Here is a 24366-nt window from a genome sequence, read left to right as displayed (position 1 = left end):
GCTTCAACGGTCCGTACTCGACGCGGACGGCGCGACGGACGGCGCGGGCGGCTCCGCCGAGGACGTGCTCGGTTCACTCGCCCCGGTGGAGTCGCTCGCCGTGGTCGGTTCCGGCGACTGGCCGAGGCCGTGGTCGGCGGTCGGGACAGAGGTGTCGTCGGGGGCAGTCGACGCCCGGGGATCCGGGAGGGGGGTCGCCGCCCCCTCGGTAGGGTTGTCGGTGGCCGGTACGGGCGAGGGCAACGACGGGGGCACGGTCGAGGGACCGCTCACCGACGGCGGTGCGAGCGGCACCGTCGGGCGCGCGGGCCCGTCGGACGCCGTCAGACGCAGCGGCAACAGGACGGCGAGCGCGGCGATCCCGCAGGCCGCGCCGGCCCCGGCCGCGGTGCGCAGCAGCCGGCGGCGGACCGCGCCGCGGCGGATCTCCTCGTAGCGGCCGGGCGGCGGGCCGAGGTGGCCGGAGGCAGGCCGCAGGATGACGGCGAGGGGGTCGTCGGGGTCGAGGTCCGGGCCGTCGTCGAAGTCGTCAGCGGGTGTGATCAAGGCTCCTCCTCAGGTGGGCACGGAGCAGTTCGCGGGCCGCGTGCAGGTCGGCCTTGACGGTTCCTTCCTTGCGCCCGGTCAGTACGGCCACCTCCCGGATCGGCATGTCAGCGTAGTAGTGCAGCAGGATCGGGACACGCAGCCGGTCGGGCAGGGACTGCACCAGCAGCCGCACCGAGGGGTCGGCCGGCTCGACGGGCGGCGCGACGGCGGCCTCGACGGTGGCCCGGCGCAGGGCCCGCCGCTCGCGTTCGAGCTTGCGCCAGTGGTCGCGGACCAGGTTGGCGGCGGTGACGTAGAGAAAGCCCTGGGGCTCCGCCACAGCCGTCCAGCGGGCCCAGAGCCGGGTGAACGCCTCCGAGGCGATCTCGTGCGCCGTCCCGTCGTCGTCGACAAGACGGCGGCACCAGCCGGCGAGACGCGGATAGAGGGCGGCGAACAGCTCGGACGCCGCCCTCTCGCTGGAGCGAACGGGCCGTTTCAACGTTCTCCCGCGGGAGTCAGGGTGGCGAAGACGATCACGTTGTCGCGGTATCCGTCGCCGGTACGGGGGCCGCCGCACGTGATGAGACGCAGTTCGGGCCCGTCCACGTTCCCGTAGACCTCCTCGGTCGGGAACTCCGCCTTGTCGACGGTCGTCACCTCGGTGACGGCGAACTCGGCCGTCGTGCCGTTCTCCAGACGCGCCCGGATCCGGTCGCCCCGGCGCAGCCGGTCGAGGTGGCGGAAGACGCCGTCCCCGTACCGGCCGACCGTGACATGGGCGAGGATCACCGACGGCCCGGTCTGTCCCGGTGTCGGCGAGTTCTCGTACCACCCCGCCCGGTCGTGCTCCTCGACCGGAGGCACCTGCACGCTGCCGTCACCGGCCAGCCCCAGCCGCATCACCGGGGCGTCGACCCCGATGGCCGGGATCCGCAGCCCGACCGGCACCGAGCGGGCGAGGGGACGCGCCGCCCGGGCGGCGGGCGCCGAGAAGGTGCCCGGCGTGCGTGCGGCTGCGCCGGCGCCCGCCCCGGCCGCGTCGCCCGGGCCGGCCGGGTCGTCGGCGCAGCCCGTGAGCAGCGGCGCCGCCAGGGCCGAGAGGATCAGGGCGCGCCTGGAGAGCGGGCTCATGCGCCGGTCGCCCTCCGGCGCCGTACGACGTAGAAGCCGGTGCCCGCCGCCGCGACCACCGCGGCCGCGCTGCCGCCGATCAGTTGGCCGTGTCCCCCGGAGGACTCGCCCACGCCGGTGTCGGCGGCGCCCCGCGGCACAACGCTGACCTGGCTCGGAACGGCGCTCGGATCGGTGGCGCCGTCCCTGGTCGGGGCGGGGACCGGACTCGCGTCGGTGTCCTCGGCGGGGGCCGGGGTCGCGCTCTGGTCCGCGACGGTGGGGCCGGGGGTGGGCGTCCCGCCGTCGGCCAGCGCGGGCGCCGCGCCCGCAAACAGGGCGGTGCCCGCAACTACCAGGGCGGCGAGGCCCGTTCGCGGTATGAGTCGCATGAATCGCTCTCCTTCATCGGTCCGTTGACGGATCGAGCGAAGAGACGAGACAGCCGGGGAGCGGGTTGTAAAGAGATGGCAAAACAGTGGAGGCGGGTGATCGGCGCCGCGCGAGGCCGCCGCGAACGGCCCCCGGTCCGAGAACCAGGGGCCGAACCTCCTACGGGGCGCGGGCAACCGCGCGACCGGCCACAACGCACCCGGTCGGCCGCACCCCGACAGCGTCGGCCGCACCCGCGCACAAAACGCGCACCCGAAAAGCAGCCCGCACCCGGACGGCGACCGACCCGGCGGAGCGCTACGCGTCCAGGGACGTCATCACGTGCTTGATGCGCGTGTAGTCGTCGAAGCCGTAGCCCGACAGGTCCTTGCCGTAACCGGACTTCTTGAAGCCGCCGTGGGGCATCTCGGCGACCAGCGGGATGTGGGTGTTGATCCACACGCAGCCGAAGTCGAGCTTCTTGGACATCCGCATCGCGCGGCCGTGGTCCTTGGTCCACACCGAGGAGGCGAGGGCGTACTCGACACCGTTGGCCCACTCCACGGCCTGGTCCTCGTCCGTGAACGACTGGACGGTGATGACCGGCCCGAAGACCTCGTTCTGGATGATCTCGTCGTCCTGCTTCAGTCCGGACACGACGGTCGCGGCGTAGAAGTAGCCCTTGTCGCCGACCCGCTGACCGCCCGCCTCGACCTTGGCGTGCGCGGGCAGCCGCTCGATGAAGCCGGTGACCTGCCGGAGCTGGTTGGGGTTGTTCAGCGGACCGAACAGCACGTCCTCGTCGTCCGGCTGCCCGGTCTTCGCCTCCGCCGCGGCCTTCGCGAGCGCGGCCACGAACTCGTCGTGGATGCCCTCCTGGACGAGGACGCGGGTGGCCGCCGTACAGTCCTGGCCGGCGTTGAAGAAGCCCGCCACCGAGATGTCCTCGACGGCCTTGGGGATGTCGGTGTCCTCGAACACGACGACCGGCGCCTTGCCGCCCAACTCCAGGTGGACGCGCTTGAGGTCCTTCGACGCCGACTCGGCGACCGACATGCCCGCGCGCACCGAACCGGTGATGGAGGCCATCGCCGGGGTCGGGTGCTCGACCATCAGCCGGCCGGTGTCACGGTCGCCGGTGACGACGTTGAAGACGCCCTTGGGCAGGATCGAGCCGATGATCTCGGCGATCAGGACGGTGGAGGCCGGCGTGGTGTCGGACGGCTTGAGCACCACCGTGTTGCCGGCCGCGATCGCCGGGGCGAACTTCCACACGGCCATCATCATCGGGTAGTTCCACGGCGCGACCTGCGCGCAGACGCCGACCGGCTCGCGGCGGACGATCGAGGTCATCCCGTCCATGTACTCGCCGGCGCTGCGCCCCTCCAGCATCCGGGCCGCGCCCGCGAAGAAGCGGATCTGGTCGACCATGGGAGGGATCTCCTCGGAGCGGGTCAGCCCGATCGGCTTGCCCGTGTTCTCCACCTCGGCCGCGATGAGCTCCTCGGCCCGCTCCTCGAACGCGTCCGCGATCTTCAGCAGGGCCTTCTGACGCTCGGCGGGGGTCGTGTCGCGCCAGCCCGGGAACGCCTTGGCGGCGGCCGCCATCGCGGCGTCGACGTCCGCCCGGCCGGACAGCGGCGCGGTCGCGTACGCCTCGCCCGTCGCGGGGTTGACCACCTCGGTGGTCCGTCCGTCGGCGGCGTCCCGGAACTCACCGTCGATGTGGTTGCGCAGACGACGCAGCTCGGTGCTCACTGCCGGCCCTCCAAGTTCGGTGTCCATTGACTGAGACACCCACACTAATCCTTGCCCTGACGTTTTCAACACCCCTGATCCCGTCAAGGCTGCGGAATCCGCAGATCTCACTCACGTAAACAACGAATTTCATCGCCTCGGCCTTGCGGAACTGTCGAGACGTCGTGCACAGTGTGGCCGTGGCCAGTCGAAGCGCAGAGCACAGGGACTCCCGCGAGTCCAGGAACGGCAGCACCCCTCACCTGGATGCCGTGAGCCTCGCCATCATCGAGCAGCTCCAGGAGGACGGCCGTCGGCCGTACGCCGCGATCGGCAAGGCCGTCGGCCTCTCCGAGGCGGCCGTGCGCCAGCGCGTCCAGAAGCTGCTCGACCAGGGCGTGATGCAGATCGTCGCCGTCACGGACCCGCTCACCGTGGGCTTCCGTCGGCAGGCGATGGTCGGGATCAACGTCGAGGGCGATGTCGAGTCCATAGCGGAAGCGCTGACCGACATGTCGGAAGTCGAGTACGTGGTGATGACCGCGGGCTCGTACGACGTCCTCGCCGAGATCGTCTGCGAGGACGACGACCACCTGCTGGACGTCATCAACAAGCGCATCCGTGCCCTGCCAGGCGTTCGCTCGACCGAGAGCTTCGTCTACCTGAAGCTGAAGAAGCAGACCTACATGTGGGGAACCCGATAACCGTGAGGACCCGATAACCGTGAGCACCAAGGACCTCAGCCGCACCGCGTACGACCACCTGTGGATGCACTTCACCCGCATGTCCTCGTACGAGAACTCGCCGGTACCGACCATCGTCCGGGGCGAGGGCACCTACATCTACGACGACAAGGGCAGGCGCTACCTCGACGGTCTTGCGGGTCTGTTCGTGGTGCAGGCCGGCCACGGGCGCGTGGAACTCGCCGAGGCGGCCGCCAAGCAGGCGCAGGAGCTGGCGTTCTTCCCCGTGTGGTCCTACGCCCACCCGAAGGCCGTGGAACTGGCGGAGCGTCTGGCCCACCACGCCCCGGGCGACCTGAACAAGGTCTTCTTCACCACCGGCGGCGGTGAGGCGGTCGAGACCGCCTGGAAGCTCGCCAAGCAGTACTTCAAGCTCCAGGGCAAGCCGACCAAGTACAAGGTCATCTCCCGCGCGGTCGCCTACCACGGAACCCCGCAGGGCGCCCTGTCGATCACCGGCCTGCCGGCGCTGAAGGCCCCCTTCGAGCCGCTCGTCCCGGGCGCGCGCAAGGTCCCGAACACCAACATCTACCGCGCCCCGCTGTTCGGCGACGACCCCGAGGCCTTCGGCCGCTGGGCCGCCGACCAGATCGAGCAGCAGATCCTCTTCGAGGGCCCGGAGACGGTCGCCGCGGTCTTCCTGGAGCCGGTACAGAACGCCGGCGGCTGCTTCCCGCCCCCGCCCGGCTACTTCCAGCGGGTCCGCGAGATCTGCGACCAGTACGACGTGCTGCTCGTGTCGGACGAGGTCATCTGCGCCTTCGGCCGCCTCGGCACGATGTTCGCCTGCGACAAGTTCGACTACGTCCCGGACATGATCACCTGTGCCAAGGGCATGACCTCCGGCTACTCCCCGATCGGCGCCTGCATCATCAGCGACCGGCTGGCCGAGCCGTTCTACAAGGGCGACAACACCTTCCTGCACGGCTACACCTTCGGCGGCCACCCCGTCTCCGCGGCGGTCGGCCTCGCCAACCTCGACCTGTTCGAGCGCGAGGGCCTCAACCAGCACGTGCTGGACAACGAGGGCGCGTTCCTGAAGACCCTGCAGAAGCTGCACGACCTCCCGATCGTCGGCGACGTCCGCGGCAACGGCTTCTTCTACGGCATCGAGCTGGTCAAGGACAAGGCGACGAAGGAATCGTTCAACGACGAGGAGACCGAGCGCGTCCTGTACGGCTTCCTGTCCAAGGCCCTCTTCGACAACGGCCTGTACTGCCGTGCCGACGACCGCGGCGACCCGGTCGTCCAGCTCGCCCCGCCGCTGATCTCCAACCAGGAGACCTTCGACGAGATCGAGCAGATCCTGCGCGCGACGCTGACGGAGGCGTGGACGAAGCTGTGATCGTCGGCCTGAGCAGCTGATCAACACCGGCCCCGGTGTCGACCGTTCGAGTGAGAAACGGCGACCCGGGGCCGTGTGCTGTCCGGCCTTCCCGTCCTGGCTGCCTAGCGTGCGAGTGACCGATCGGCGCTGCCTTCGTTCCCCCGCACGGGGGAACGGCACGGGAACTACGGATCTGAACCGAGGTGTACGCCCATGGAGGCCCCGCCGGACAACGACGTGCTGTGGGCACGCTCCCTGCATTTCACGCACCGCGACGGCTCACCCGCGCTCGGCGGTGTCTCGCTGGGCGTGCGGGAGGGCGAGATCCTCGCCGTCAGCGGGCCGCGCGGCAGCGGCAAGACGACTCTGCTGCAGTGTCTGTCCGGCCTGGTGCCCGCCCAGCGCGGCGAGGTCTGGTTCAACAGCGTCCCCGTGCACACGATGGGCCCGATGGCCCGCGAGCGGCTGCGCCGCGACCGTTTCGGCTGGATCGAGCCGGTACCGGTCCTCGTCCCCGAACTCAATGTCTGGGAGAACGCGGCCCTCCCCCTGATGCTGCGCGGCACCAGCCGCCGCCGGGCCAAGGTCGCCGCGATGGAGTGGCTGGACCGTCTGGACATCGGCGACAGATGCCGGAGCCGCCCGCACGAACTCACCCAGGCCGAGCGCCAGCGGGTCTGCATCACGCGCGCCCTGGCCCCGGCCCCCTCGGTCCTCTTCGCGGACGAGCCGACGGCTCCCCTCCACCGCGCGGACCGGGCCCACGTCCTGCGCACCCTGACGACGGCGGCCCGCTCCCACGGCATCACCGTGGTGCTGGCCACCCACGACCCGGAGACCGCCGCCCTGGCCGACCGCACGGTGCCGCTGCTGGACGGCCGCCGGGTGAAGACAGTCCATCTGCCGCCGGTCACGGAGCCGGAAGGCCGGGGGGCCGCGTGCTCGCTCTCCGTCTGACGCGCAGCGCCCACCCCGCCGTCCAGCTGCGCCGCCTCCTGGTGGCGACGGCCTCGGCGGGCACCGGCTTCCTTCTCCTGTGCACCCTCGGCCACGCCCTCACCCACCCCGGAGATCCGGCCGCGTCCGTGCTGCGTCTCGCCTGGTGCGCGGTCCCGCTGGCCGCGACGGTCTACTTCGCCCTGGCGGTGGCCCGCACCGACCCCGGCACCCGCCCGCGCCCCGGACTGGCCGCGATCGGCCTGGGCCCTGCCCGCCTGATGGCCGTCTCGGCGATGACGACGGGCCTGTCGACACTGCTCGGCTCCATGCTGGCCCTCCTCCTCTTCCTCCACCTGCGCGGCGACCTCACGGGCATGCCGTTCGACGGGGCGGCCGACGACTTCCTGGCGGCGAACCAGCCCCTCCCGCTGCCGGCGTCCCTGACCCTGCTGGCACTGGTCCCGGTGGCCTCGTCCGTCGCGGTGGCACTGATGCTCCACCCGAGGGACGCCCGCGTGGCGGCACAGGCGGCCCAGGCGGCCCAGGCGGCCCCGAGGACGCTCGGCCGCTTCGGGGCGTACGGGAGGACGGGCCCGGGCGGCAGGTTCGGCGAGTACGGCCGCTTCGGGGCGAGGACGAGGAGCACCCAGCGGTCCCGTACGGCAGCGGGCCACCGCCCCGCCGAGGCGAGCGCCGCCCCCACGGCGGGCGTGCAGCAGTGCGGTACGGCTCAGGGCGGCCGGTCCGCCGAGGCCGCCGCCGACCCGACAGCAGGTCGCCGGCAGTCCCGTACGGCTCGGCACGGACGGTCCGCCGCCGAGGCGGCCGCCGACCCGGCGACGGACGGCCGGCCCTCCCGGACCGACCCCGAACACCGCCCCGCGTCGGCCGCCCACGCCCTGGCGACGGACGGCGCCCCGTCGGCGCCGGGCACCGCGACCCTGTCCATCGACCCGGCTCCGGTCGACGGCCCGTCGCAGACTCCGCAGGGCACACCGGCCCTGCTCGGGGCCCCGGCTCGCGGCACGCCGGAATCACAGACGCGCCCGCCCCATCCCACCGCCCTCCCCTGGGGCATGGCGCTCCTCGCCACCGGCCTGGCCGTGGAGGCGTACGCGAACCGCACCGCCGACCCCCGCACGCTCCCCCTGCCCGGCGGCCTCCCCACCGGCCCCGCCGCCGTCCTCGTCGGCTGGACCCTGACCGCCGTGGGCCTCGCACTCGCCGGCCCCGGCCTCACCCACCTCTGCGGCCGGCTGCTGCAAGCCGCCCGCCCCGGCGCGCTCCGCCTCCTCGCGGGACGCGGCCTGATGCAGGAGGCGTCCCGCATCGGCCGCCCGCTGGGCGTGGTCTGCGCGGTGGCCTCCGGCGCGTACACGATGGCCATGCTGTACGACCCGTCGGACCCGTCCTTCGGCCCGCTCACCACCCTCGGAGCCCTGATCGTGGCGGGCTGCACCGTCGCCACACTGCTGACGGCCGCCGTGGAGGCGAGGCAGGTCCGCGCCGACACCACCGCCGCCCTGCTCCGCCTCGGCGCCCCGGCCAGGACGCTGCGCAGCGCCGCCGCCCTGCGCACCGGCGCCCTGCTGGCCCTCTTCGTCCCGCTCACCCTGATCGTGGCCGAACTGGCGGCCCTCCCACTGATGCGCTGAAGCACTCCCGTACGGAAAAGATCCGTGCGAAAAAGGTCTCCGCCCGCCGATGAGTTCCGGACGGCCCCCCGGTCTACCCCACGAAACCACCGACCAGCAGCACGAACCCCCTGGGAGAGACCAGATGACCGCCCCGGCCTACCAGCAGATGATCTTCGTGAACCTTCCCGTGAACGACCTCGACGCCTCGAAGAAGTTCTTCACGGAGCTCGGCTACTCGATCAACCCGCAGTTCAGCGACGACAACGCGGCCTCCGTGGTGATCAGCGACAGCATCGTGGCGATGCTGCTCACCAAGCCGTTCTACTCGACCTTCACCAAGAAGGAGATCGCGGACGCCTCGAAGACCAGCGAGGTCCTGATCGCCCTGAGCGCCCAGAGCCGCGCGAAGGTCGACGAACTCGTCGACAGGGCGCTCGCGCTGGGCGGCTCCCCGAGCGGCGAGACCCAGGACATGGGTTTCATGTACGGCCGTTCGTTCGACGACCTCGACGGCCACACCTGGGAAGTCGTGTGGATGAACCCGTCGGCCATCGAGAGCTGACCGGCGCTGCCTAGCATGGGCGGGTGCATCCGACGACACCCGCCCAGCCGTTCGACGGCTCCCACGACCGTGAGATCGAGTGCCTCGCCGAGTTCGACGAGGTGGTCCGCACGCACGGCACGCTCTCCCACTTCCGTGTCCAGTCCGTCGATCTGACGGCCCGTACGGACGTCCTCCTCGCCCTGGACACCTCGGGCGCCGTCTTCCTCGGCTGCCCGATGACCCCGGAGGCGGCCACGAAGTCCCGCGCCTCCGGCGCCCTGGTCTTCCCGCCCGTACCGGGTCTGTCCTTCGACCCGTACCGCGGTTTCGTCTACTCCCCCGACGAGTTGTTCGCTTCCCTGGACGAGGGCGGCTACGAGGCGACCCCCGACGCCCGTACGTACGCCTGGTTCCAGCGCACGAAGGCGGACGGCGACATATTCGGCTCGATGCTCCGCTCGATCCACGACGACGCCGTCACCGACGCGCTCGACGAACTCCTCGTCGGGGAGAGCGTGGTGGGTGTCATGGGTGGCCACGCCATGGCGCGCGGCACGGACGCGTACGCCGGCGCGGCCCGCCTCGGCCGCGCACTGGCCCGCACGGGGCTCATGGTGGCGACCGGTGGGGGACCCGGCGCGATGGAGGCGGCGAACCTCGGCGCCTACGCGGCCCCCTTCGACGACGAGATGCTCACCGGCGCCCTCCGGATCCTGGCCAAGGCACCCAGATTCACACCCTCGATCACCGAGTGGGCGAGGGCCGCCTTCGATGTGCGTGCCGGTTGGCCGGACGGCGGCCCCTCGGTCGGCATCCCCACGTGGTTCTACGGCCACGAGCCGCCGAACCCGTTCGCCGCGCACCTCGCCAAGTACTTCTCCAACGCCACGCGTGAGGACGGGCTGTTGGCCCGCTGCACCGCGGGCGTGGTGTTCCTGCCGGGGGCCGCCGGGACCGTACAGGAGATCTTCGACAACGCGACACCCAACTACTACGGGTCGCGGGGCGAACCGACGCCGATGGTGCTCGTGGACCGGGAGCACTGGACCCAACGGCTGCCCGCCTGGCCGCTCTTGCAGTCACTCGCCCGGGAGCGATCGATGGAGTCCCGTATCGCCCTGGTTGACCGGATCGAGGAGGCTCCGGAGGCGTTGAAACGTCTTGGTGGTTAATAAGCGGGCAAAGCCCGCCGCTCAGAGGCGTCCTCGCATTGACACTTCTTATGGAACGCTTATAGACCTGTGAGTCTGCTGGGGATGGTGACGCACTCGCTCACCGGGGGCGCCATCTCCCCCTCCACCCCCCGCAGTTGCGCTTCCCGTAAAGGACAAACGTGTCCCTTTCCCGCCGTACCGCCGCCCGTTCGGTGCGCATGCTCGGTGTCACCGCCGCCTCCGCCGCCCTCGCGCTCAGCGCCGCCGGCACCGCGCTGGCCTGCGACATCAGCGAGTTCTCCGCCTCTGCCGTCTGTGACGGCACGAAGGGCGCCATCACCGTCACCGACAAGGACCCGTTGCACGTCCCGGCCGAGATAACCGTCTTCCTCGAGAACAACGGCGCCGACCTCAGGCAGGTCGGCGAGGCCCAGACCGTCAAGGGTTCGGCCACCGGCGTCACCATCTCCTTCGCCGAGCACTGGGAGCCCAACGCCGAATACCGGATCCACGTCAAGGCCCTCAAGGGCAAGAAGATCCTGGTCGACAGCGACATCGTCGGCAACCTGAGCACCCCGTCCAAGGCCTGCAAGGCCGAAGACACGTCCACCCCCTCCACCACGCCGTCCACGACGCCGTCCGGCACCACGACCACTCCGCCGCCGGCCGAGACGATCACCCCGTCCCCGTCCGACTCGACGAGCGACAGCTCCGCGCCCGCGACCGCACCCTCCGCGAGCAACGTTCCGTCGGCCGCGGTCCAGGAGTCCAACCTCGCCGAGACCGGCGCCAACTCCAACACCGGTCTGATCGTCGGCGTCGCGGCCGCTCTGGTCGTCGTCGGCGGTGGCGCCGTGTTCTTCGGCATGCGTCGCCGCGGATCCAGCAACCGCTGACCCGAACGACCGGCACGACGGACGTACGCGTGTGGCCCGCCCCTTTCCGGGGGCGGGCCTTCCGCATGTCCTCACGTGTCCCGGTCCCTCGGCCGGACTTCGGTCCCCGCCGCCGGTCAGTCCAGCACGACGATCTCGGCCGGGTCGAAGGACACCCCCACCACACCGCCGACCTCCGGCGCGTCCCGCAGCGCGCACGCCGCCTCGAGCCTCGGCGCGCCCTCCGGCTGGAGGTGCACCGCGACATGGGTGCCACGGAAGGTGCGGGCGCCGACCGTGCAGCGCAGCCCCTCGTCCCCGCCCACCAGGCGCACTCCGGCGGGCCGGACGAGCAGCGTGCGCGCCCCCTGCCCCGACCCGGCCGGCACCGGCACCTTCCCCCACGGGGTGACCGCGGCCTCGCCCGTGACGGTCGCCTCCACCACGTTGTCGAAGCCGAGGAAGCGGGCCACGAACGCGTCCGCCGGCCGCTGCCACACCTCAAGGGGCGTACCGGACTGGGCGATCCGCCCGTCCCGCATCACGACGACCCGGTCGGCGAGCGCGAACGCCTCCCCCTGGTCATGGGTGACCGCGAGCACGGTCGTCCCCAACCGGCCGAACAGTTCCCGCAGTTCGACCACCAGCCGCTCCCGCAGCGACCGGTCCAGCTGGCCGAGCGGCTCGTCGAGCATCAACAGCCGGGGACGCGGCGCCAGAGCCCGGGCCAGCGCCACCCGCTGCTGCTCCCCGCCGGAGAGCGTGGCCACCGCACGGCCGGCGGCACCCGGCAGCCCGACCAGTTCCAGCAGTTCGGTCACCCGCTCGCGCTGCCGGGTCCTGGGCATGCCGTGCATCCGCAGGCCGAAGCCCACGTTGCCGCCCACATCCCGCTGCGGGAACAGCTGATGGTCCTGGAACATCAGCCCGAGCTCCCGCTTGTGCGCGGGCACCCCCGACTGGTCGCGCCCGTCGAGGAGCACCCGCCCGGCGTCCAGCGGCTGGAGCCCGGCCACCGCCCGCAACAGCGTCGACTTGCCGCTGCCGCTCGGCCCCAGCACACACACCACCTCGTGCTCGGCGACGGCGAGACCGACCGCGTCGAGCACGGCCCGCCCACCGAACCGCACGGTCGCGCCCTCCAGCTCCAGCAGCATCAGAACTCCCCCGTCCGGTCGGTGCGCAGCCGCTCCAGGACCAGCAGGGCCACCGCGCACACCACCATCAGAATCGTCGAAAGGGCCATCGCCTGGCCGTAGTTCAGCTCACCGGCCCGCCCCAGCAGCCGCGCCACGGCGACCGGCAGCGTCGGATTGTCGGGCCGGGCGATGAACACGGTCGCCCCGAACTCCCCCAGCGACACCGCGAAGGCGAACCCGGCCGCGACGAGCAGCGCCCGCCGCACCATCGGCAGGTCGACCTCCCGCCACACCCGCCAGGGCGACGCCCCGAGCACGGCCGCCGCCTCGCGCAGCCGCTGGTCCACCGCCCGCAGTACCGGCAGCATGGTCCGTACGACGAAGGGGACGCCGACCAGTGCCTGCGCGAGCGGCACCAGGATCCACGTACCGCGCAGGTCCAGCGGAGGCTCGTCCAGCGCGATCAGGAACCCGAAGCCGACGGTCACCGCGGAGACACCCAACGGCAGCATGAGCAGCGCGTCGAAGCCACGGACCAGCCGTCCGGCGTCACGGCGGGTGAGAGCCGCGGCGGCCAGCCCTCCGACCACCACCGCGAGGGCGGTCGCGGCGACGGCGTACTCGAGCGAGTTGCCGATCGCGTCGATCGGCGGGACCAGGAAGACATTGCCGTCGTCGCTGGTCAACGCCCGGTAGTAGGCGAAGCCGGGGGCGTCGAGCGAGCGTTGCGCCAGGACCGCCAGCGGCAGCACGAGCAGGACGGCGATCGTGCCGAGCACTCCGGCCAGCAGGGCCCATTGCCCGGCCCCGCGCGGCCGGCGGGCCGTCACCGAGGCGTCGACCAGCCGCAGCGCGGTCTCCCGTCGCCGTACGGTCCAGGCGTGCACGGCGAGGATCGCGCCGACGGCCACGAACTGGACGATCGTGAGGACGGCGGCCGTGGACAGGTCGAAGATCTCGGAGGTCTGCCGGTAGATCTCCACCTCGAGGGTGGAGAAGGTGGGCCCGCCGAGGATCTGCACCACTCCGAAGGAGGTGAAGGTGAAGAGGAAGACCATCAGCGCGGCAGCCGCGACGGCGGGCCCCAGGGCGGGCAGCGTGACCGTACGCCACGCCTTCGGGCGGGACGCGCCGAGCATCCGCGCCGCCTCCTCCTGCCGGGGGTCCAGCTGCGACCACAGCCCGCCCACCGTCCGTACGACGACCGCGTAGTTGAAGAAGACGTGCGCCAGCAGGATCGCCCACACCGTGGTGTCCAGCCGCACGCCCCAGAGGTCGTCGAGCAGTCCACCGCGCCCGACGAGCGCGAGGAACGCCGTGCCGACGACGACCGTCGGCAGCACGAACGGCACGGTGACGACGGCGCGCAACACCTGCTTGCCCGGGAACTCCAGTCGGGCGAAGACATACGCGGCGGGCAGCGCGACCAGGAGCGTGAGGGCGGTGGAGGCCAGCGCCTGCCAGGTGGTGAACCACAGGACGTGCCGGATGCCGGACTGTGCGAGCACGTCCCACAGCCGTCCGAAGCGCCATCCCCCGTCGGCGCCGAGCCCCCGGGCGACGATCGCGGCGACCGGGTAGGCGAAGAAGACCGCGAAGAACGCGACGGGCACGGCCATGAGACCGAGCCGGGCCGCGTTCCCCGTGCGGGCTCCGCGTCCGGTCACTTCAGTACGAGCGAGGTCCATGACTTGACCCAGTCGTCACGGTTGTCGGCGATCTTCGCCGGGTCCAGGGTCTCGGGATCCTTCGCCTGCGGCCCGTACTTCGTGAACTCCGCCGGGACCTCGGCGCCCTTGCGCACCGGGTAGACGAACATGTTGAGCGGCATGTCCTGCTGGAACTCCGCGGTGAGCAGGAAGTCGAGGAGGGCCTTGCCGCCCTCGGGGTCGGCGGCGTTGCTCAGCAGACCCGCGTACTCGACCTGACGGAAGCAGGTGCCGGTGGAAACGCCGGTGGGTGCGGTGGCCGGCTTCGGGTCCCCGTAGATCACCTCGGCGGGCGGCGAGGAGGCGTACGAGACGACGAGCGGCCGGTCGGCCCCCGCCTTCTTCCCGCCCGCGGACCCGGAGAACTCCTCGTTGTAGGCCTGCTCCCAGCCGTCGACCACCTTCACGCCGTTGGCCTTCAGCTTCTTCCAGTAGTCCGTCCAGCCGTCGTCGCCGTACCTGGCGGCGGTGCCCAGCAGGAAGCCGAGGCCGGGCGAGGAGGTGGCGGCGTTCTCGGTGACCAGCAGGTTCTTGTACGCGGGCTTCAGGAGGTCGTCGAACGAGGAGGGCGGGGTCAGCTTGTGCTCGCTGAAGTACGCCTTGTCGTAGTTGACGCAGATGTCACCGGTGTCGACGGGCGTGACCCGGTGCTTGCCCTGGTCGGCCCGGTACGCGGGCAGGACCTGGTCGGAGCCCTTCGCCTCGTACGACTGGAACAGCCCGTTGTCGAGGGCGCGCGACAGGAGCGTGTTGTCGACGCCGAAGAAGACGTCGCCCTGCGGGTTGTCCTTGGTGAGGACGGCCTTGTTGACGGCCTGACCGGCGTCTCCGTCCTTGAGGACCTTCACCTGGTAGCCGGACTGCTTCTCGAAGTCCGCGAGCACGCTCTTGGAGACGGCCCACGAGTCGTGGCTGACGAGGGTGACGGTCTTGGAGCCCGCCGCCGAACCGCCGTCGTCCGACGATCCGCAGGCGGACAGCGTGACGAGGCCGAGGCCGACGGCCGCGGCCACGAACGTCCTGGTGTGCACTGGATTCCTCCTGGGGTTGACCAGGAAGAGACGCGGCCCTGCCCGGGCACCCGCGGAGCGATCCGCCGGTGCCCGGGCAGGGCGCAACAGCTTGAGTGATGACCGAACTTCCTACCCAGAATGACCTGGGCAAGGTTCAGAGGGTCTGCGGACTCTCCCGCACTCTCAGCGCTGTGGCGCTCCCCTGTCGGAATATGAAGATGTACTGATACGGATGCACTGATACCCGATAGGTAATACCTGATACCGGGGTCAGACTACCGCTCGGTGGCGGCGAGCTGACCGCACGCCCCGTCGATCTCCTGACCGCGGGTGTCCCGGACCGTGACGGGCACCCCGTGCGCGGCGATCGCCTCGACGAACGCCTTCTCGTCCTCGGGCCGGGAGGCCGTCCACTTGGAACCCGGCGTCGGGTTGAGCGGGATGAGGTTGACGTGCACGGGCTTGCCGCGCAGCAGCCGACCGAGCCGGTCACCACGCCAGGCCTGGTCGTTGATGTCGCGGATCAGCGCGTACTCGATGGACAGCCGGCGCCCCGACCGCTCGGTGTACTCGAACCCGGCGTCCAGCACCTCGCGCACCTTCCACCGCGTGTTCACGGGGACGAGGGTGTCACGCAGTTCGTCGTCCGGCGCGTGCAGGGAGATCGCCAGCCGGCACTTGAATCCCTCGTCGGAGAACCGGTGGATGGCCGGCACCAGCCCGACCGTGGACACGGTGATCCCGCGCTGCGACAGCCCGAGGCCGTCCGGCGCCGGGTCGGTCAGCGCCCGGATCGAACCGACGACCCGCTTGTAGTTGGCGAGCGGCTCGCCCATCCCCATGAAGACGATGTTGGAGAGCCTGGCGGGCCCGCCGGGCACCTCCCCGTCCCGCAGCGCCCGCATCCCGTCGACGATCTGGTGCACGATCTCGGCGGTGGAGAGGTTCCGGTCCAGCCCCGCCTGCCCGGTGGCGCAGAACGGGCAGTTCATCCCGCACCCCGCCTGCGAGCTGATGCACATGGTCACCCGGTCCGGGTACCGCATCAGCACCGACTCCACGAGCGTGCCGTCGAACAGCCGCCACAGGGTCTTGCGGGTGGTCCCCTCGTCCGTCGACAGATGCCGGACGACCGACATCAGGTCCGGCAGCAGCGCCTCACGCAGCTTCTCGCGCGCACCGGCGGGGATGTCGGTCCACTCCGCCGGGTCGTGCGCGTAACGCGCGAAGTAGTGCTGCGAGAGCTGCTTGGCACGGAACGGCTTCTCCCCGATCTCCGCCACGACCTCCTTCCGCTCGGCGGGCGAGAGGTCGGCGAGATGCCGCGGCGGCTTCTTGGCTCCGCGGGGGGCGACGAAAGTAAGTTCTCCGGGTGCAGGCATAACACGTCCAGTGTGGCAGATCCATTCGGGTGGCTTGGGCCGGAGCGGGGTGGGGGTGGTCACCCGTGGGCGTCGCCCGTCAGCGTTGGTCAACCTCGCACGGCCACGGCGGCGTCGGTCCGCCCGTCGGCCGTCTCGGCCGCCCGGGTCGTGCCGTCGACGCGAACCGCGACCGGTGCACGGCAACGGGCCCCCTCCCGGAACACAGGGAAGGGGCCCGCATCAGCCGGTGGGCGGTGTGGGTCAGCCGGAGCCCACGAACAGGACGAGCAGCAGCCAGACCACGGGAGCCGTGGGCAGGAGCGAGTCGAGCCGGTCCATGATGCCCCCGTGGCCCGGGAGCAGCGTGCCCATGTCCTTGATGCCCAGGTCCCGCTTGATCATGGACTCGCCGAGGTCGCCGAGCGTGGCGCTGGCCGCGACGGCGAGGCCGAGCAGCAGGCCCTGCCACCAGGTGCCGTCGTCGATCAGGAACTGCATCAGCAGCGCGCCGGCGACCATCGCGAACGACACCGCGCCGAGCAGGCCCTCGCGGGTCTTGCCCGGGCTGATGCGCGGGGCGAGCTTGGTCTTGCCGAAGCGCCAGCCGACGGCGTAGGCGCCCGTGTCGCTGACGACCGTCAGGAGCAGGAACGTCATGACGCGGAACGCTCCGTCGTCGGCGGTGAGCATCAGGGCGACGAACGTGGCGAGGAACGGGACGTAGAAGGCCGCGAAGACGCCGGCCGTGACGTCCTTGAGGTAGCCATCGGGCGGTTCGGTCATCCGCCAGACCAGCACGGCGAGCGCCGTGAGGGCCATGGCGACCCACGCGCCCTCAGGACCCCGGACGTATCCGGCGACGACCATCGCCGCACCGCCGACCGCGAGCGGCACGAGCGGCGCCTTGATGCCCTTGCGCTCCTGAAGCCTGCTGGTCAGCTCCCACAGGCCGACGACCACGGCGACCGATATCACGCCGACGAACGCGGCCTTGACGACGAACAGCGACGCGACGATCACCGCACCGAGCCCGACCCCGACCCCTATGGCCGCACCCAGGTCTCGGCCCGCACTCTTCTTCTGCGGTGCGGGCGCCGGCTGAGGGGCGTCGGGCATGGGCTCCGGATTCTGCGGCACCGCCGCGTGGGGCTGTGCCGACGGTGTGTCGTGACCGCGCGCGGCGGCGCCGTACGGCTGGTTGCCGTAGGGCGCGTCGGCGTACGGCTCGGCTGGGAACAAGGGGCCGCCCAGCCGAGCGGCCCCCCGGTCGTCATCCTGGTTTCCGCCGTGTGCGGGTACGTCGGGGACGATGGGCATGGGGCGAGTCTGCTGCGCCTCAGGCGCATCGTACGCGGGACCCGCCGGGGCGGCCCCCTGGACCGGCCCCTGGTCGGCGGGCCCCCAGTACCCGGCCCGCGACCCGGCGTGTGGCGGTGAGCCCCAGGAAGAGTCGTTCATCAGACCTCGAGCAGCTCCGATTCCTTGTGCTTCAGGAGCTCGTCCACCTGGGCGACGTACTTCGCGGTGGTGTCGTCGAGCTCCTTCTCGGCACGGCGGCCCTCGTCCTCGCCGACCTCGCCGTCCTTGATCAGCTTGTCGATCGCGTCCTTGGCCTTGCGGCGGACCGCGCGGATGGACACCTTGGCGTCCTCGCCCTTGCCCTTGGCGACCTTGATGTAGTCGCGGCGGCGCTCCTCGGTCAGCTCGGGGAACACCACTCGGATGATGTTGCCGTCGTTGCTCGGGTTGACGCCCAGGTCGGAGTCGCGGATCGCCTGCTCGATGTTGCGCAGCGCGGTCTTGTCGAACGGGGTCACCACCGCCATGCGCGGCTCCGGCACGGAGAACGAAGCCAGCTGGTTGATCGGCGTCGGTGCGCCGTAGTAGTCGGCAACGATCTTGTTGAACATCGCCGGGTGCGCACGGCCGGTGCGGATCGCGGCGAAGTCCTCCTTGGCGACCACGACGGCCTTCTCCATCTTCTCCTCGGCCTCGAGGAGGGTCTCTTCGATCACCACTTGCTCCTGCGTGTCTTGAGTAGGCCCGGCTGCGGTTCCCTGCGGAGGCGGCGGCCGGCTGCGTCGCGTCTTCTTCCTGCACGGTTCCCGACCGGCAGGACATTGTCCATCCCCCGACCAGGCTCCGTCCCCCGGTCAGGTGTTGTCGTACGAAACCGGGGTTCTTCCGGTCAGGCCCGGCTGCCTTGCTCACCCACAAGCGTGCCGATCTTCTCACCCTTGACGGCGCGAGCGATATTGCCCTCGGTCAGAAGCTCGAAGACGAGGATCGGGAGCTTGTTGTCGCGGCACAGCGTGATCGCGGTCATGTCGGCGACCTTCAGGTCGCGGGTGATGACCTCGCCGTAGCCGAGGGCGTCGAACTTGACGGCCGCCGGGTTGGTCTTCGGGTCGGAGTCGTAGACGCCGTCCACGCCGTTCTTGCCCATCAGCAGCGCCTCGGCGTCGATCTCCAGGGCGCGCTGGGCGGCGGTGGTGTCGGTGGAGAAGTACGGCATGCCCATACCGGCGCCGAAGATGACCACGCGGCCCTTCTCCAGGTGCCGCACGGCACGCAGCGGGATGTACGGCTCGGCGACCTGGCCCATGGTGATGGCGGTCTGCACGCGGCTGTCGATGCCCTCCTTCTCCAGGAAGTCCTGGAGGGCGAGGCAGTTCATGACCGTACCGAGCATGCCCATGTAGTCCGAGCGGGCGCGGTCCATGCCGCGCTGCTGGAGTTCGGCGCCGCGGAAGAAGTTGCCGCCGCCGATGACGACCGCGATCTCGGCGCCGTCACGGACGACGGCGGCGATCTCACGGGCGATCTTGTGCACCACGTCGGGGTCCACGCCCAGGCCACCGCCACCGGAGAACGCCTCTCCGGACAGCTTCAGCATGAACCGGCCGCGTAGTTTGCCGTCGTCGCTCTTCTGGGCCTTGGTGGTCATGAGAGATCCCGCCTCTTTCACGTGGTGCACATGCGAAGAAGGCCATTGCCGGTGGGGTGTTCGCAACCCGTGCGCGGCAATGGCCTCCTCGTCAGATCTGCTGTCGTCCGTCACGCGCGCGCGTGACGGCGTACCGGACGACTGCGTCCGACCCTATCGGGCCGGCGCGTCGATCGCGGTACGGACTCAGATGCCGACCTTGATGCGCGTGAAGCGCTTCAGGGTGACACCGGCCTCGTCCAGGACCTTCTGGACGGACTTCTTGTTGTCCAGCGCGTACGGCTGGCCGAGCAGCGTGGCGTCCTTGAAGAAGCCGTTGAGGCGACCCTCGACGATCTTCGGCAGGGCGGCCTCGGGCTTGCCCTCGGCGCGGGTGGTCTCCTCGGCGACGCGGCGCTCGGACTCGACGACGTCGGCCGGCACGTCCTCCTTGGAGAGGTACTTCGGCGCGAACGCGGCGATGTGCTGGGCGATGCCCTTGGCGACGGCCGCGGCCTCATCGCTCTGCTTGTCGAACTCGACGAGAACACCGATCTGCGGGGGCAGGTCGGGCATCGTGCGGTGCATGTACGCGGTCACGAAGCCGTCGGCGAACTGCGCGAAGCGGTCCAGCACGATCTTCTCGCCGAGGTTGGCGTTGGCCTCGTCCACGAACGCCTGGACGGTCTTGCCGGCCTCGATCTCGGACGCGAGCAGCGCCTCGAGGTCGGCCGGGGAGCTCTTGACGACGTGCTCGGCGATCGCGTTGGCGACGGCCTGGAACTTCTCACCCTTGGCGACGAAGTCCGTCTCGCACTTCAGCTCGACGAGGACGCCGGAGGAGTTGTCGTCGGCGATGATCGAGACCACGGCGCCGTTCTCGGCGGAGCGGCCCTCACGCTTGGCGACGCCCTTCTGACCCTTGATCCGAAGCGCCTCGACAGCCTTGTCGACGCTGCCCTCGGCCTCGTCCAGCGCCTTCTTGCAGTCCATCATGCCGGCGCCGGTGAGCTCACGGAGCTTCTTGACGTCAGCGGCGGTGTAGTTCGCCATGATCTGTGAATCTCTCTCGGAGTTCGAAGTCTCGAAGATCTACGAAGATCTGGGGGCTGTGGGTGAACGGCGGGCGGTGCACTCGGCACCCCCCGCCGTCACTTCTTCCCTAGGGCCGTACTGACGACCTGGCGGCCGTACGGCCTACGGCCTGACTCAGGCCTGCTCGCCCTCGGCGGCCGGAGCGGCCTCGTCGGCGGCGGGGGCCTCGGCGGGGGCCTCGGCCTCAGCGGCGGGGGTCTCGGCGACCGGGGTCTCGGCCTCGTCGGCGGGGGCCTCGGCCTCGTCGGCGGGGGCCTCGACAGCGGCCTCGGCCGGCTTCTCGGCAGCCTCGTCCGCGGTCTCGGCGTCGGCCTTCTTCTCGCCCTCGAGCAGGTCGCGCTCCCACGCGGCCAGCGGCTCGCCGGCGGCCTTGTCGCCCTTGTCGCCGGTGGCGACGCCGGAACGGGAGATGAGGCCCTCGGCGACGGCGTCGGCGATCACGCGGGTGAGCAGGGTGACGGAGCGGATCGCGTCGTCGTTGCCCGGGATCTTGTAGTCGACCTCGTCGGGGTCGCAGTTGGTGTCGAGGATGGCGACGACCGGGATGTTGAGCTTCCGGGCCTCACCGACCGCGATGTGCTCCTTCTTGGTGTCCACGATCCAGACGGCGCTGGGGACCTTGGACATCTCGCGGATACCACCGAGGGTCTTCTCGAGCTTGGCCTTCTCACGCGAGAGGACCAGGAGCTCCTTCTTCGTCAGACCCGAGGCGGCGACGTCCTCGAAGTCGATGAGCTCGAGCTCCTTGAGGCGCTGGAGGCGCTTGTAGACGGTCGAGAAGTTGGTGAGCATGCCGCCCAGCCAGCGCTGGTTGACGTAGGGCATGCCGACGCGGGTGGCCTGCTCCGCGATGGCCTCCTGCGCCTGCTTCTTCGTGCCGACGAACATGACCGTGCCGCCGTGGGCGACGGTCTCCTTGACGAACTCGTAGGCGCGGTCGATGTACGACAGCGACTGGAGCAGGTCGATGATGTAGATGCCGTTGCGCTCGGTGAAGATGAAGCGCTTCATCTTCGGGTTCCAGCGACGGGTCTGGTGACCGAAGTGGACGCCGCTTTCCAGCAGCTCCCGCATCGTGACGACGGCCATGGCCGTTCTCCTTGGGTTTCTCGGTTGTGCCGCGGGAACCGGACGGTTCCCGCGCCTGACGCCCGCGCTGCGCCGAGCCACGAAGGACCGAGGGGCGCGGATAGCGGAAGACCGACCGTGGTCGGCCCCCGATATTGGGGCGTGCGAAGTCGACCCGGTGACCCGGATCGCCAGAAGAAGTGTACGGGACCCACGGGCTACCGGGTGACGCCGCTGTCCACAACCGGCGGGTGGTCCACAGGTTCGCGCCCCGACCGGCGCAACGCGGGACGGTGGCGCCATGCACGCACAGCGACGACACACCCGGCGACCCCGCGCACGGCGGTACCTGGCCCTGCTGCCGATCCTGTTGATCACGGTGGTGGCCATGGTTGCCACGGTGGCCTGGGCGGATCCCCGGGTTCCGCCGCGAGCTCCTTCGCTCCCGGCACTCCCCGCGCCGCCGGTCCCCGCGCCCCCCGTCCCGGCGATCGGCCGGGCGTGGCCCGTGGGGGCCCGCCCGGAGGTGGTCCGCGGCTGGGAGCCCCCGGCCGGGCCGTACGCCCGCGGCCACCGGGGTGCCGACCTCGCGGCACCGCCGGGCACCGCGGTACGCGCGGTGGCGGCCGGCCGGGTGTCCTTCGCCGGCCGGGTGGCGGGCCGGGGCGTCGTCTCGGTGGAACTGTCGGCGACGGGCCGGCCGCCCCTGCGGACGACCTTCGAGCCGGTACGGGCGTCGGTGCGCAAGGGCGACGAGGTGGCCCCGGGCCAGGTCGTCGGCACGGTGGAGCCGACGGGCTCGCACTGCGCACGGACCTGTGTGCACTGGGGGCTGCTCAGAGGCGAGGCCTACCTGGACCCGCTGTCGTTGCTGCCCCCATGGCTGTGGCGAAGCGGCCCCTCCCGGCTGCTGCCGGTACTCGGCGTACCCCTGCCATGACTCGGCCCCCCGACGCCCGTAGCTCGGCTCAGCCCGCCCGTGACTCGGCCCTCGACGCCCGCGGCTCGTCTCCGCACGCCCACGGCTCCGCTCCGAACGCCCGCGGCTCGGCCCCCCCGACGCCCGTAGCTCGGCTCCGCATGCCCGTGACCGGGCCACCGACGCCCGCAGCTCGGTTCAGCCCGCCCGTGACTCGGCCCTCGACGCCCGCCGCTCGTCTCCGCACGCCCGTAGCCCGCCTCCGCACGCCCACGGCTCCGCTCCGAACGCCCGCGGCTCGGCCCCCCGACGCCCGCAGCTCGGCCCCGCACGCCCGTGACCCGGCCCCCGAAGCTCGGCCCCGCACGCCTGCGGCTCGGCCCCGAGGCCCGTAGCTCGGTTCCGCACACCTCGGCTCAGCCCAGAAGCCCGTCACCTAGGCCTTGCCGACCGCCTCAGCCCCGGACGCCCCGCAGCACCATTCCCACCGCGGCGTCCGTGATCGCCGAAGGATCCTCCGCCGCGCCCAGTTCGATCCGGCGCACCGCCGCGTCCACCACGCCCTGCAGCAGCATCGCCGCCAGCCGGGGCTGGGCGTGTCCCAGCTCGGCCAGCGCCGCCCCGATCATCGCCACCAGTCCGCCGTGCGCCGCCCGGATCTTCTCCCGGGACCCCGCGTCCAGCTCGCTCGCCGAGATCGCCACCACGGCCCGGTGCCGCCGGTCCCCCACCAGTGCGAGCTGTCGGCGCACGTACGCCTCGACCTTGGCCTCGGCCCCGTCGGCCGCGGCCATGGCGGCCTCGACCTCGGCCGCCCAGACGGGGAAGTCGACCTCGCACAGCTCCTCGACGACGGCGGCCCGCGACCGGAAGTACTCGTACACGGACGAGCGCGCGAGGCCCGTGCGCTCGGCGAGGGCCGGGAAGGTCAGCGCCTCCGTCCCGCCCTCGGACAACAGGGAGCGTGCCGCGTCCAGCAGGGCGGCACGCTGCATCGACCGGTGCTCGGCCACGGAGGCCGCTCGAATCCTTGGCACACCGACCACTCTACGGACGCCGCCCGCCCGGCGGGAGTGACTCCGCCCGCCCGTGCGCCGTCCGGCCGGGTCGCGCCGGCCGGGTCACCGGCCGAAGCTCGCCAGTTTCGCGCGCAGCTGGAGGACGGACTTGGTGTGGATCTGACTGACCCTGCTCTCGGTCACACCCAGCACGTTCCCGATCTCGGCGAGCGTCAGTCCCTCGTAGTAGTAGAGGGTGACGACCGTCTTCTCCCGGTCGGGCAGCGTGTTGATCGCCCGCGCGAGGAACCGCCTGAGCTCCCGGTCCTCGGCCACTTCCACGGGGTTGTCCGCGGCGGTGTCCTCCAGCGTGTCCATGAAGCTGAGGCCGTCCTCGCCCCCGACGTGCAGCAGCTCCTCCAGCGCCACCACGTTGGCCAGCGACAACTGACTGAACACGGCGTGCAGTTCGTCCACCGCGATGCCCAGCTCGGCGGCCACCTCGCACTCCGAGGGAGTCCGCCGCAGCCGCGCCTCCAGCGTCGCGTAGGCCCGCTCGACGTTGCGCGCCTTCTGCCGCACCGACCGCGGGATCCAGTCCAGCGCCCGGAGCTCGTCGATCATCGCGCCCCGGATCCGGGTGATCGCGTAGGTCTCGAACTTGATCTCCCGGTCGATGTCGAACTTCTCGATCGCGTCGATCAGCCCGAAGACCCCGGAGGACACGAAGTCGGCCTGCTCCACATTGGGCGGCAGGCCGACGCTCACCCTGCCCGCCACGTACTTCACCAGCGGCGAGTAGTGCAGGATCAGCTGCTCCCGCAGCCGCTCGTCACTCGTCGCCTTGTACGACCGCCACAGCTCGTCGAGCGTCGAGGGAGCGGGCGGCCGCACGCTGCCACCGTCACGGGCGGCTGGGGGGATCGCCGCCCGGTCGGACCCGGAGGTGTGCTGGGGCATTCGTCGCCTTGTGCCGTTCTGCCGTGAAGTGCGTGTGGTCGGTACCGCGTGGTGCAGAGGTGCCGGTCTGTGCCGGAATCCACGTGAGCGTAGCGTGACTGTGGTGTCGCGGTGCGCGAAGGGCGTGGCCGGACCGGTACGCAGATACGTTCCGCTGGGGTCGCTCCAGGGTCACGACGGTCACCGTCGTCGCCCCGGGTCTGGGT

Annotated in this window: 24 protein-coding genes and 1 riboswitch; of the genes, 8 read left to right on the top strand and 16 right to left on the bottom strand. The window is 71.2% G+C overall.

The window, feature by feature from the left end:
* Window positions 1-3 precede the first annotated feature (3 nt).
* The 5 genes from ACIPFH_RS40080 to ACIPFH_RS40060 all read right to left on the bottom strand — a co-directional run bounded on the left by ACIPFH_RS40080 (window position 4) and on the right by ACIPFH_RS40060 (window position 3771).
* Window positions 4-546 carry a hypothetical protein gene (locus tag ACIPFH_RS40080; protein ID WP_401834487.1) on the bottom strand — a complete coding sequence of 181 codons (543 nt, stop codon included), beginning with the start codon at window positions 544-546 and terminating at the stop codon, window positions 4-6.
* Window positions 530-1030 (bottom strand): RNA polymerase sigma factor, encoded by a 501-nt coding sequence (locus ACIPFH_RS40075; protein ID WP_401834484.1) that lies wholly within the window; start codon window positions 1028-1030, stop codon window positions 530-532. Before ACIPFH_RS40075 ends, ACIPFH_RS40080 begins: the two co-directional genes overlap by 17 nt.
* Window positions 1027-1662, bottom strand: coding sequence for a class F sortase (locus tag ACIPFH_RS40070; protein WP_401834482.1), 636 nt, complete (start codon window positions 1660-1662; stop codon window positions 1027-1029). Before ACIPFH_RS40070 ends, ACIPFH_RS40075 begins: the two co-directional genes overlap by 4 nt.
* Window positions 1659-2033 (bottom strand): sortase-dependent protein, encoded by a 375-nt coding sequence (locus ACIPFH_RS40065; protein WP_401834480.1) that lies wholly within the window; start codon window positions 2031-2033, stop codon window positions 1659-1661. The genes ACIPFH_RS40070 and ACIPFH_RS40065 overlap by 4 nt, the downstream gene beginning before the upstream one ends.
* Window positions 2034-2331: 298 nt before the next feature.
* A complete protein-coding gene (locus ACIPFH_RS40060; protein WP_401834478.1) occupies window positions 2332-3771 on the bottom strand; it encodes a gamma-aminobutyraldehyde dehydrogenase in 1440 nt (479 codons plus the stop codon).
* A gap of 164 nt (window positions 3772-3935) precedes the next feature.
* On the opposite strand from ACIPFH_RS40060, the gene ACIPFH_RS40055 reads away from it, so the two are divergent.
* The 7 genes from ACIPFH_RS40055 (at window position 3936) to ACIPFH_RS40025 (ending at window position 10990) form a co-directional block, all read left to right on the top strand.
* Window positions 3936-4454 carry an Lrp/AsnC family transcriptional regulator gene (locus ACIPFH_RS40055; protein WP_356252391.1) on the top strand — a complete coding sequence of 173 codons (519 nt, stop codon included), beginning with the start codon at window positions 3936-3938 and terminating at the stop codon, window positions 4452-4454.
* A gap of 19 nt (window positions 4455-4473) precedes the next feature.
* Complete coding sequence (locus ACIPFH_RS40050) at window positions 4474-5838, top strand: aspartate aminotransferase family protein (protein ID WP_356252395.1); 1365 nt, start codon at window positions 4474-4476, stop codon at window positions 5836-5838.
* A 195-nt stretch (window positions 5839-6033) separates the two neighbouring features.
* On the top strand, window positions 6034-6777 hold the full coding sequence (locus tag ACIPFH_RS40045) for an ABC transporter ATP-binding protein (protein ID WP_401834476.1): 744 nt from the start codon (window positions 6034-6036) through the stop codon (window positions 6775-6777).
* Window positions 6759-8414: a hypothetical protein gene (locus tag ACIPFH_RS40040; protein WP_401834474.1), complete on the top strand. Its 1656-nt coding sequence runs from the start codon at window positions 6759-6761 to the stop codon at window positions 8412-8414. The genes ACIPFH_RS40045 and ACIPFH_RS40040 overlap by 19 nt, the downstream gene beginning before the upstream one ends.
* Before the next feature lie 124 nt (window positions 8415-8538).
* A complete protein-coding gene (locus ACIPFH_RS40035; RefSeq protein WP_401834472.1) occupies window positions 8539-8958 on the top strand; it encodes a VOC family protein in 420 nt (139 codons plus the stop codon).
* A gap of 23 nt (window positions 8959-8981) precedes the next feature.
* Window positions 8982-10112: an LOG family protein gene (locus tag ACIPFH_RS40030; protein WP_356252407.1), complete on the top strand. Its 1131-nt coding sequence runs from the start codon at window positions 8982-8984 to the stop codon at window positions 10110-10112.
* A 161-nt stretch (window positions 10113-10273) separates the two neighbouring features.
* Entirely contained in the window at window positions 10274-10990 is a 717-nt protein-coding gene (locus ACIPFH_RS40025; RefSeq protein ID WP_401834469.1) for an LAETG motif-containing sortase-dependent surface protein, read from the top strand.
* 116 nt (window positions 10991-11106) lie between these two features.
* Here the strand turns inward: ACIPFH_RS40025 and ACIPFH_RS40020 are convergent, their stop codons facing one another.
* From ACIPFH_RS40020 to rpsB, 9 genes are all read right to left on the bottom strand, one after another.
* Entirely contained in the window at window positions 11107-12126 is a 1020-nt protein-coding gene (locus tag ACIPFH_RS40020; RefSeq protein ID WP_401834466.1) for an ABC transporter ATP-binding protein, read from the bottom strand.
* Complete coding sequence (locus ACIPFH_RS40015) at window positions 12126-13796, bottom strand: ABC transporter permease (protein WP_401834464.1); 1671 nt, start codon at window positions 13794-13796, stop codon at window positions 12126-12128. Before ACIPFH_RS40015 ends, ACIPFH_RS40020 begins: the two co-directional genes overlap by 1 nt.
* The gene (locus ACIPFH_RS40010; RefSeq protein ID WP_401834461.1) at window positions 13772-14848 is read right to left on the bottom strand and encodes a thiamine ABC transporter substrate binding subunit; all 1077 of its coding nucleotides are present in this window, start codon (window positions 14846-14848) and stop codon (window positions 13772-13774) included. Before ACIPFH_RS40010 ends, ACIPFH_RS40015 begins: the two co-directional genes overlap by 25 nt.
* Window positions 14849-14938: 90 nt before the next feature.
* A riboswitch (TPP riboswitch) is annotated at window positions 14939-15044 on the bottom strand.
* A gap of 61 nt (window positions 15045-15105) precedes the next feature.
* Window positions 15106-16212, bottom strand: a complete 1107-nt coding sequence (gene rlmN, locus ACIPFH_RS40005; protein WP_356252422.1) for a 23S rRNA (adenine(2503)-C(2))-methyltransferase RlmN — start codon at window positions 16210-16212, stop codon at window positions 15106-15108.
* A gap of 243 nt (window positions 16213-16455) precedes the next feature.
* A complete protein-coding gene (locus tag ACIPFH_RS40000; protein WP_401834458.1) occupies window positions 16456-17652 on the bottom strand; it encodes a phosphatidate cytidylyltransferase in 1197 nt (398 codons plus the stop codon).
* On the bottom strand, window positions 17652-18209 hold the full coding sequence (frr, locus tag ACIPFH_RS39995) for a ribosome recycling factor (RefSeq protein ID WP_057580535.1): 558 nt from the start codon (window positions 18207-18209) through the stop codon (window positions 17652-17654). The genes ACIPFH_RS40000 and frr overlap by 1 nt, the downstream gene beginning before the upstream one ends.
* 173 nt (window positions 18210-18382) lie before the next feature.
* Window positions 18383-19141: a UMP kinase gene (pyrH, locus tag ACIPFH_RS39990; RefSeq protein WP_171399760.1), complete on the bottom strand. Its 759-nt coding sequence runs from the start codon at window positions 19139-19141 to the stop codon at window positions 18383-18385.
* Between the two features lie 186 nt (window positions 19142-19327).
* Window positions 19328-20173, bottom strand: coding sequence for a translation elongation factor Ts (gene tsf / locus ACIPFH_RS39985; RefSeq protein WP_401834455.1), 846 nt, complete (start codon window positions 20171-20173; stop codon window positions 19328-19330).
* Window positions 20174-20329: 156 nt separating this feature from the next.
* Complete coding sequence (gene rpsB / locus ACIPFH_RS39980) at window positions 20330-21304, bottom strand: 30S ribosomal protein S2 (RefSeq protein WP_401834452.1); 975 nt, start codon at window positions 21302-21304, stop codon at window positions 20330-20332.
* Between the two features lie 280 nt (window positions 21305-21584).
* Here rpsB and ACIPFH_RS39975 point away from each other — a divergent pair, with 280 nt between their 5' ends.
* The gene (locus ACIPFH_RS39975) at window positions 21585-22223 is read left to right on the top strand and encodes a M23 family metallopeptidase (RefSeq protein ID WP_401834451.1); all 639 of its coding nucleotides are present in this window, start codon (window positions 21585-21587) and stop codon (window positions 22221-22223) included.
* A gap of 434 nt (window positions 22224-22657) precedes the next feature.
* Here ACIPFH_RS39975 and ACIPFH_RS39970 read toward each other — a convergent pair whose 3' ends face one another.
* Both ACIPFH_RS39970 and whiG read right to left on the bottom strand, forming a co-directional pair.
* Window positions 22658-23215, bottom strand: a complete 558-nt coding sequence (locus ACIPFH_RS39970) for a helix-turn-helix domain-containing protein (RefSeq protein ID WP_356252442.1) — start codon at window positions 23213-23215, stop codon at window positions 22658-22660.
* A gap of 108 nt (window positions 23216-23323) precedes the next feature.
* Complete coding sequence (gene whiG / locus ACIPFH_RS39965; protein ID WP_401834449.1) at window positions 23324-24160, bottom strand: RNA polymerase sigma factor WhiG; 837 nt, start codon at window positions 24158-24160, stop codon at window positions 23324-23326.
* Window positions 24161-24366: the final 206 nt, after the last annotated feature.

The organism is Streptomyces sp. NPDC088157, assembly GCF_044741545.1.
In the GTDB taxonomy this organism is placed as follows: Bacteria; Actinomycetota; Actinomycetes; order Streptomycetales; family Streptomycetaceae; genus Streptomyces.
The sequence above is the reverse complement of the archived record's forward strand: the minus strand, read 5'-3'. Positions and strand labels throughout refer to the sequence as shown.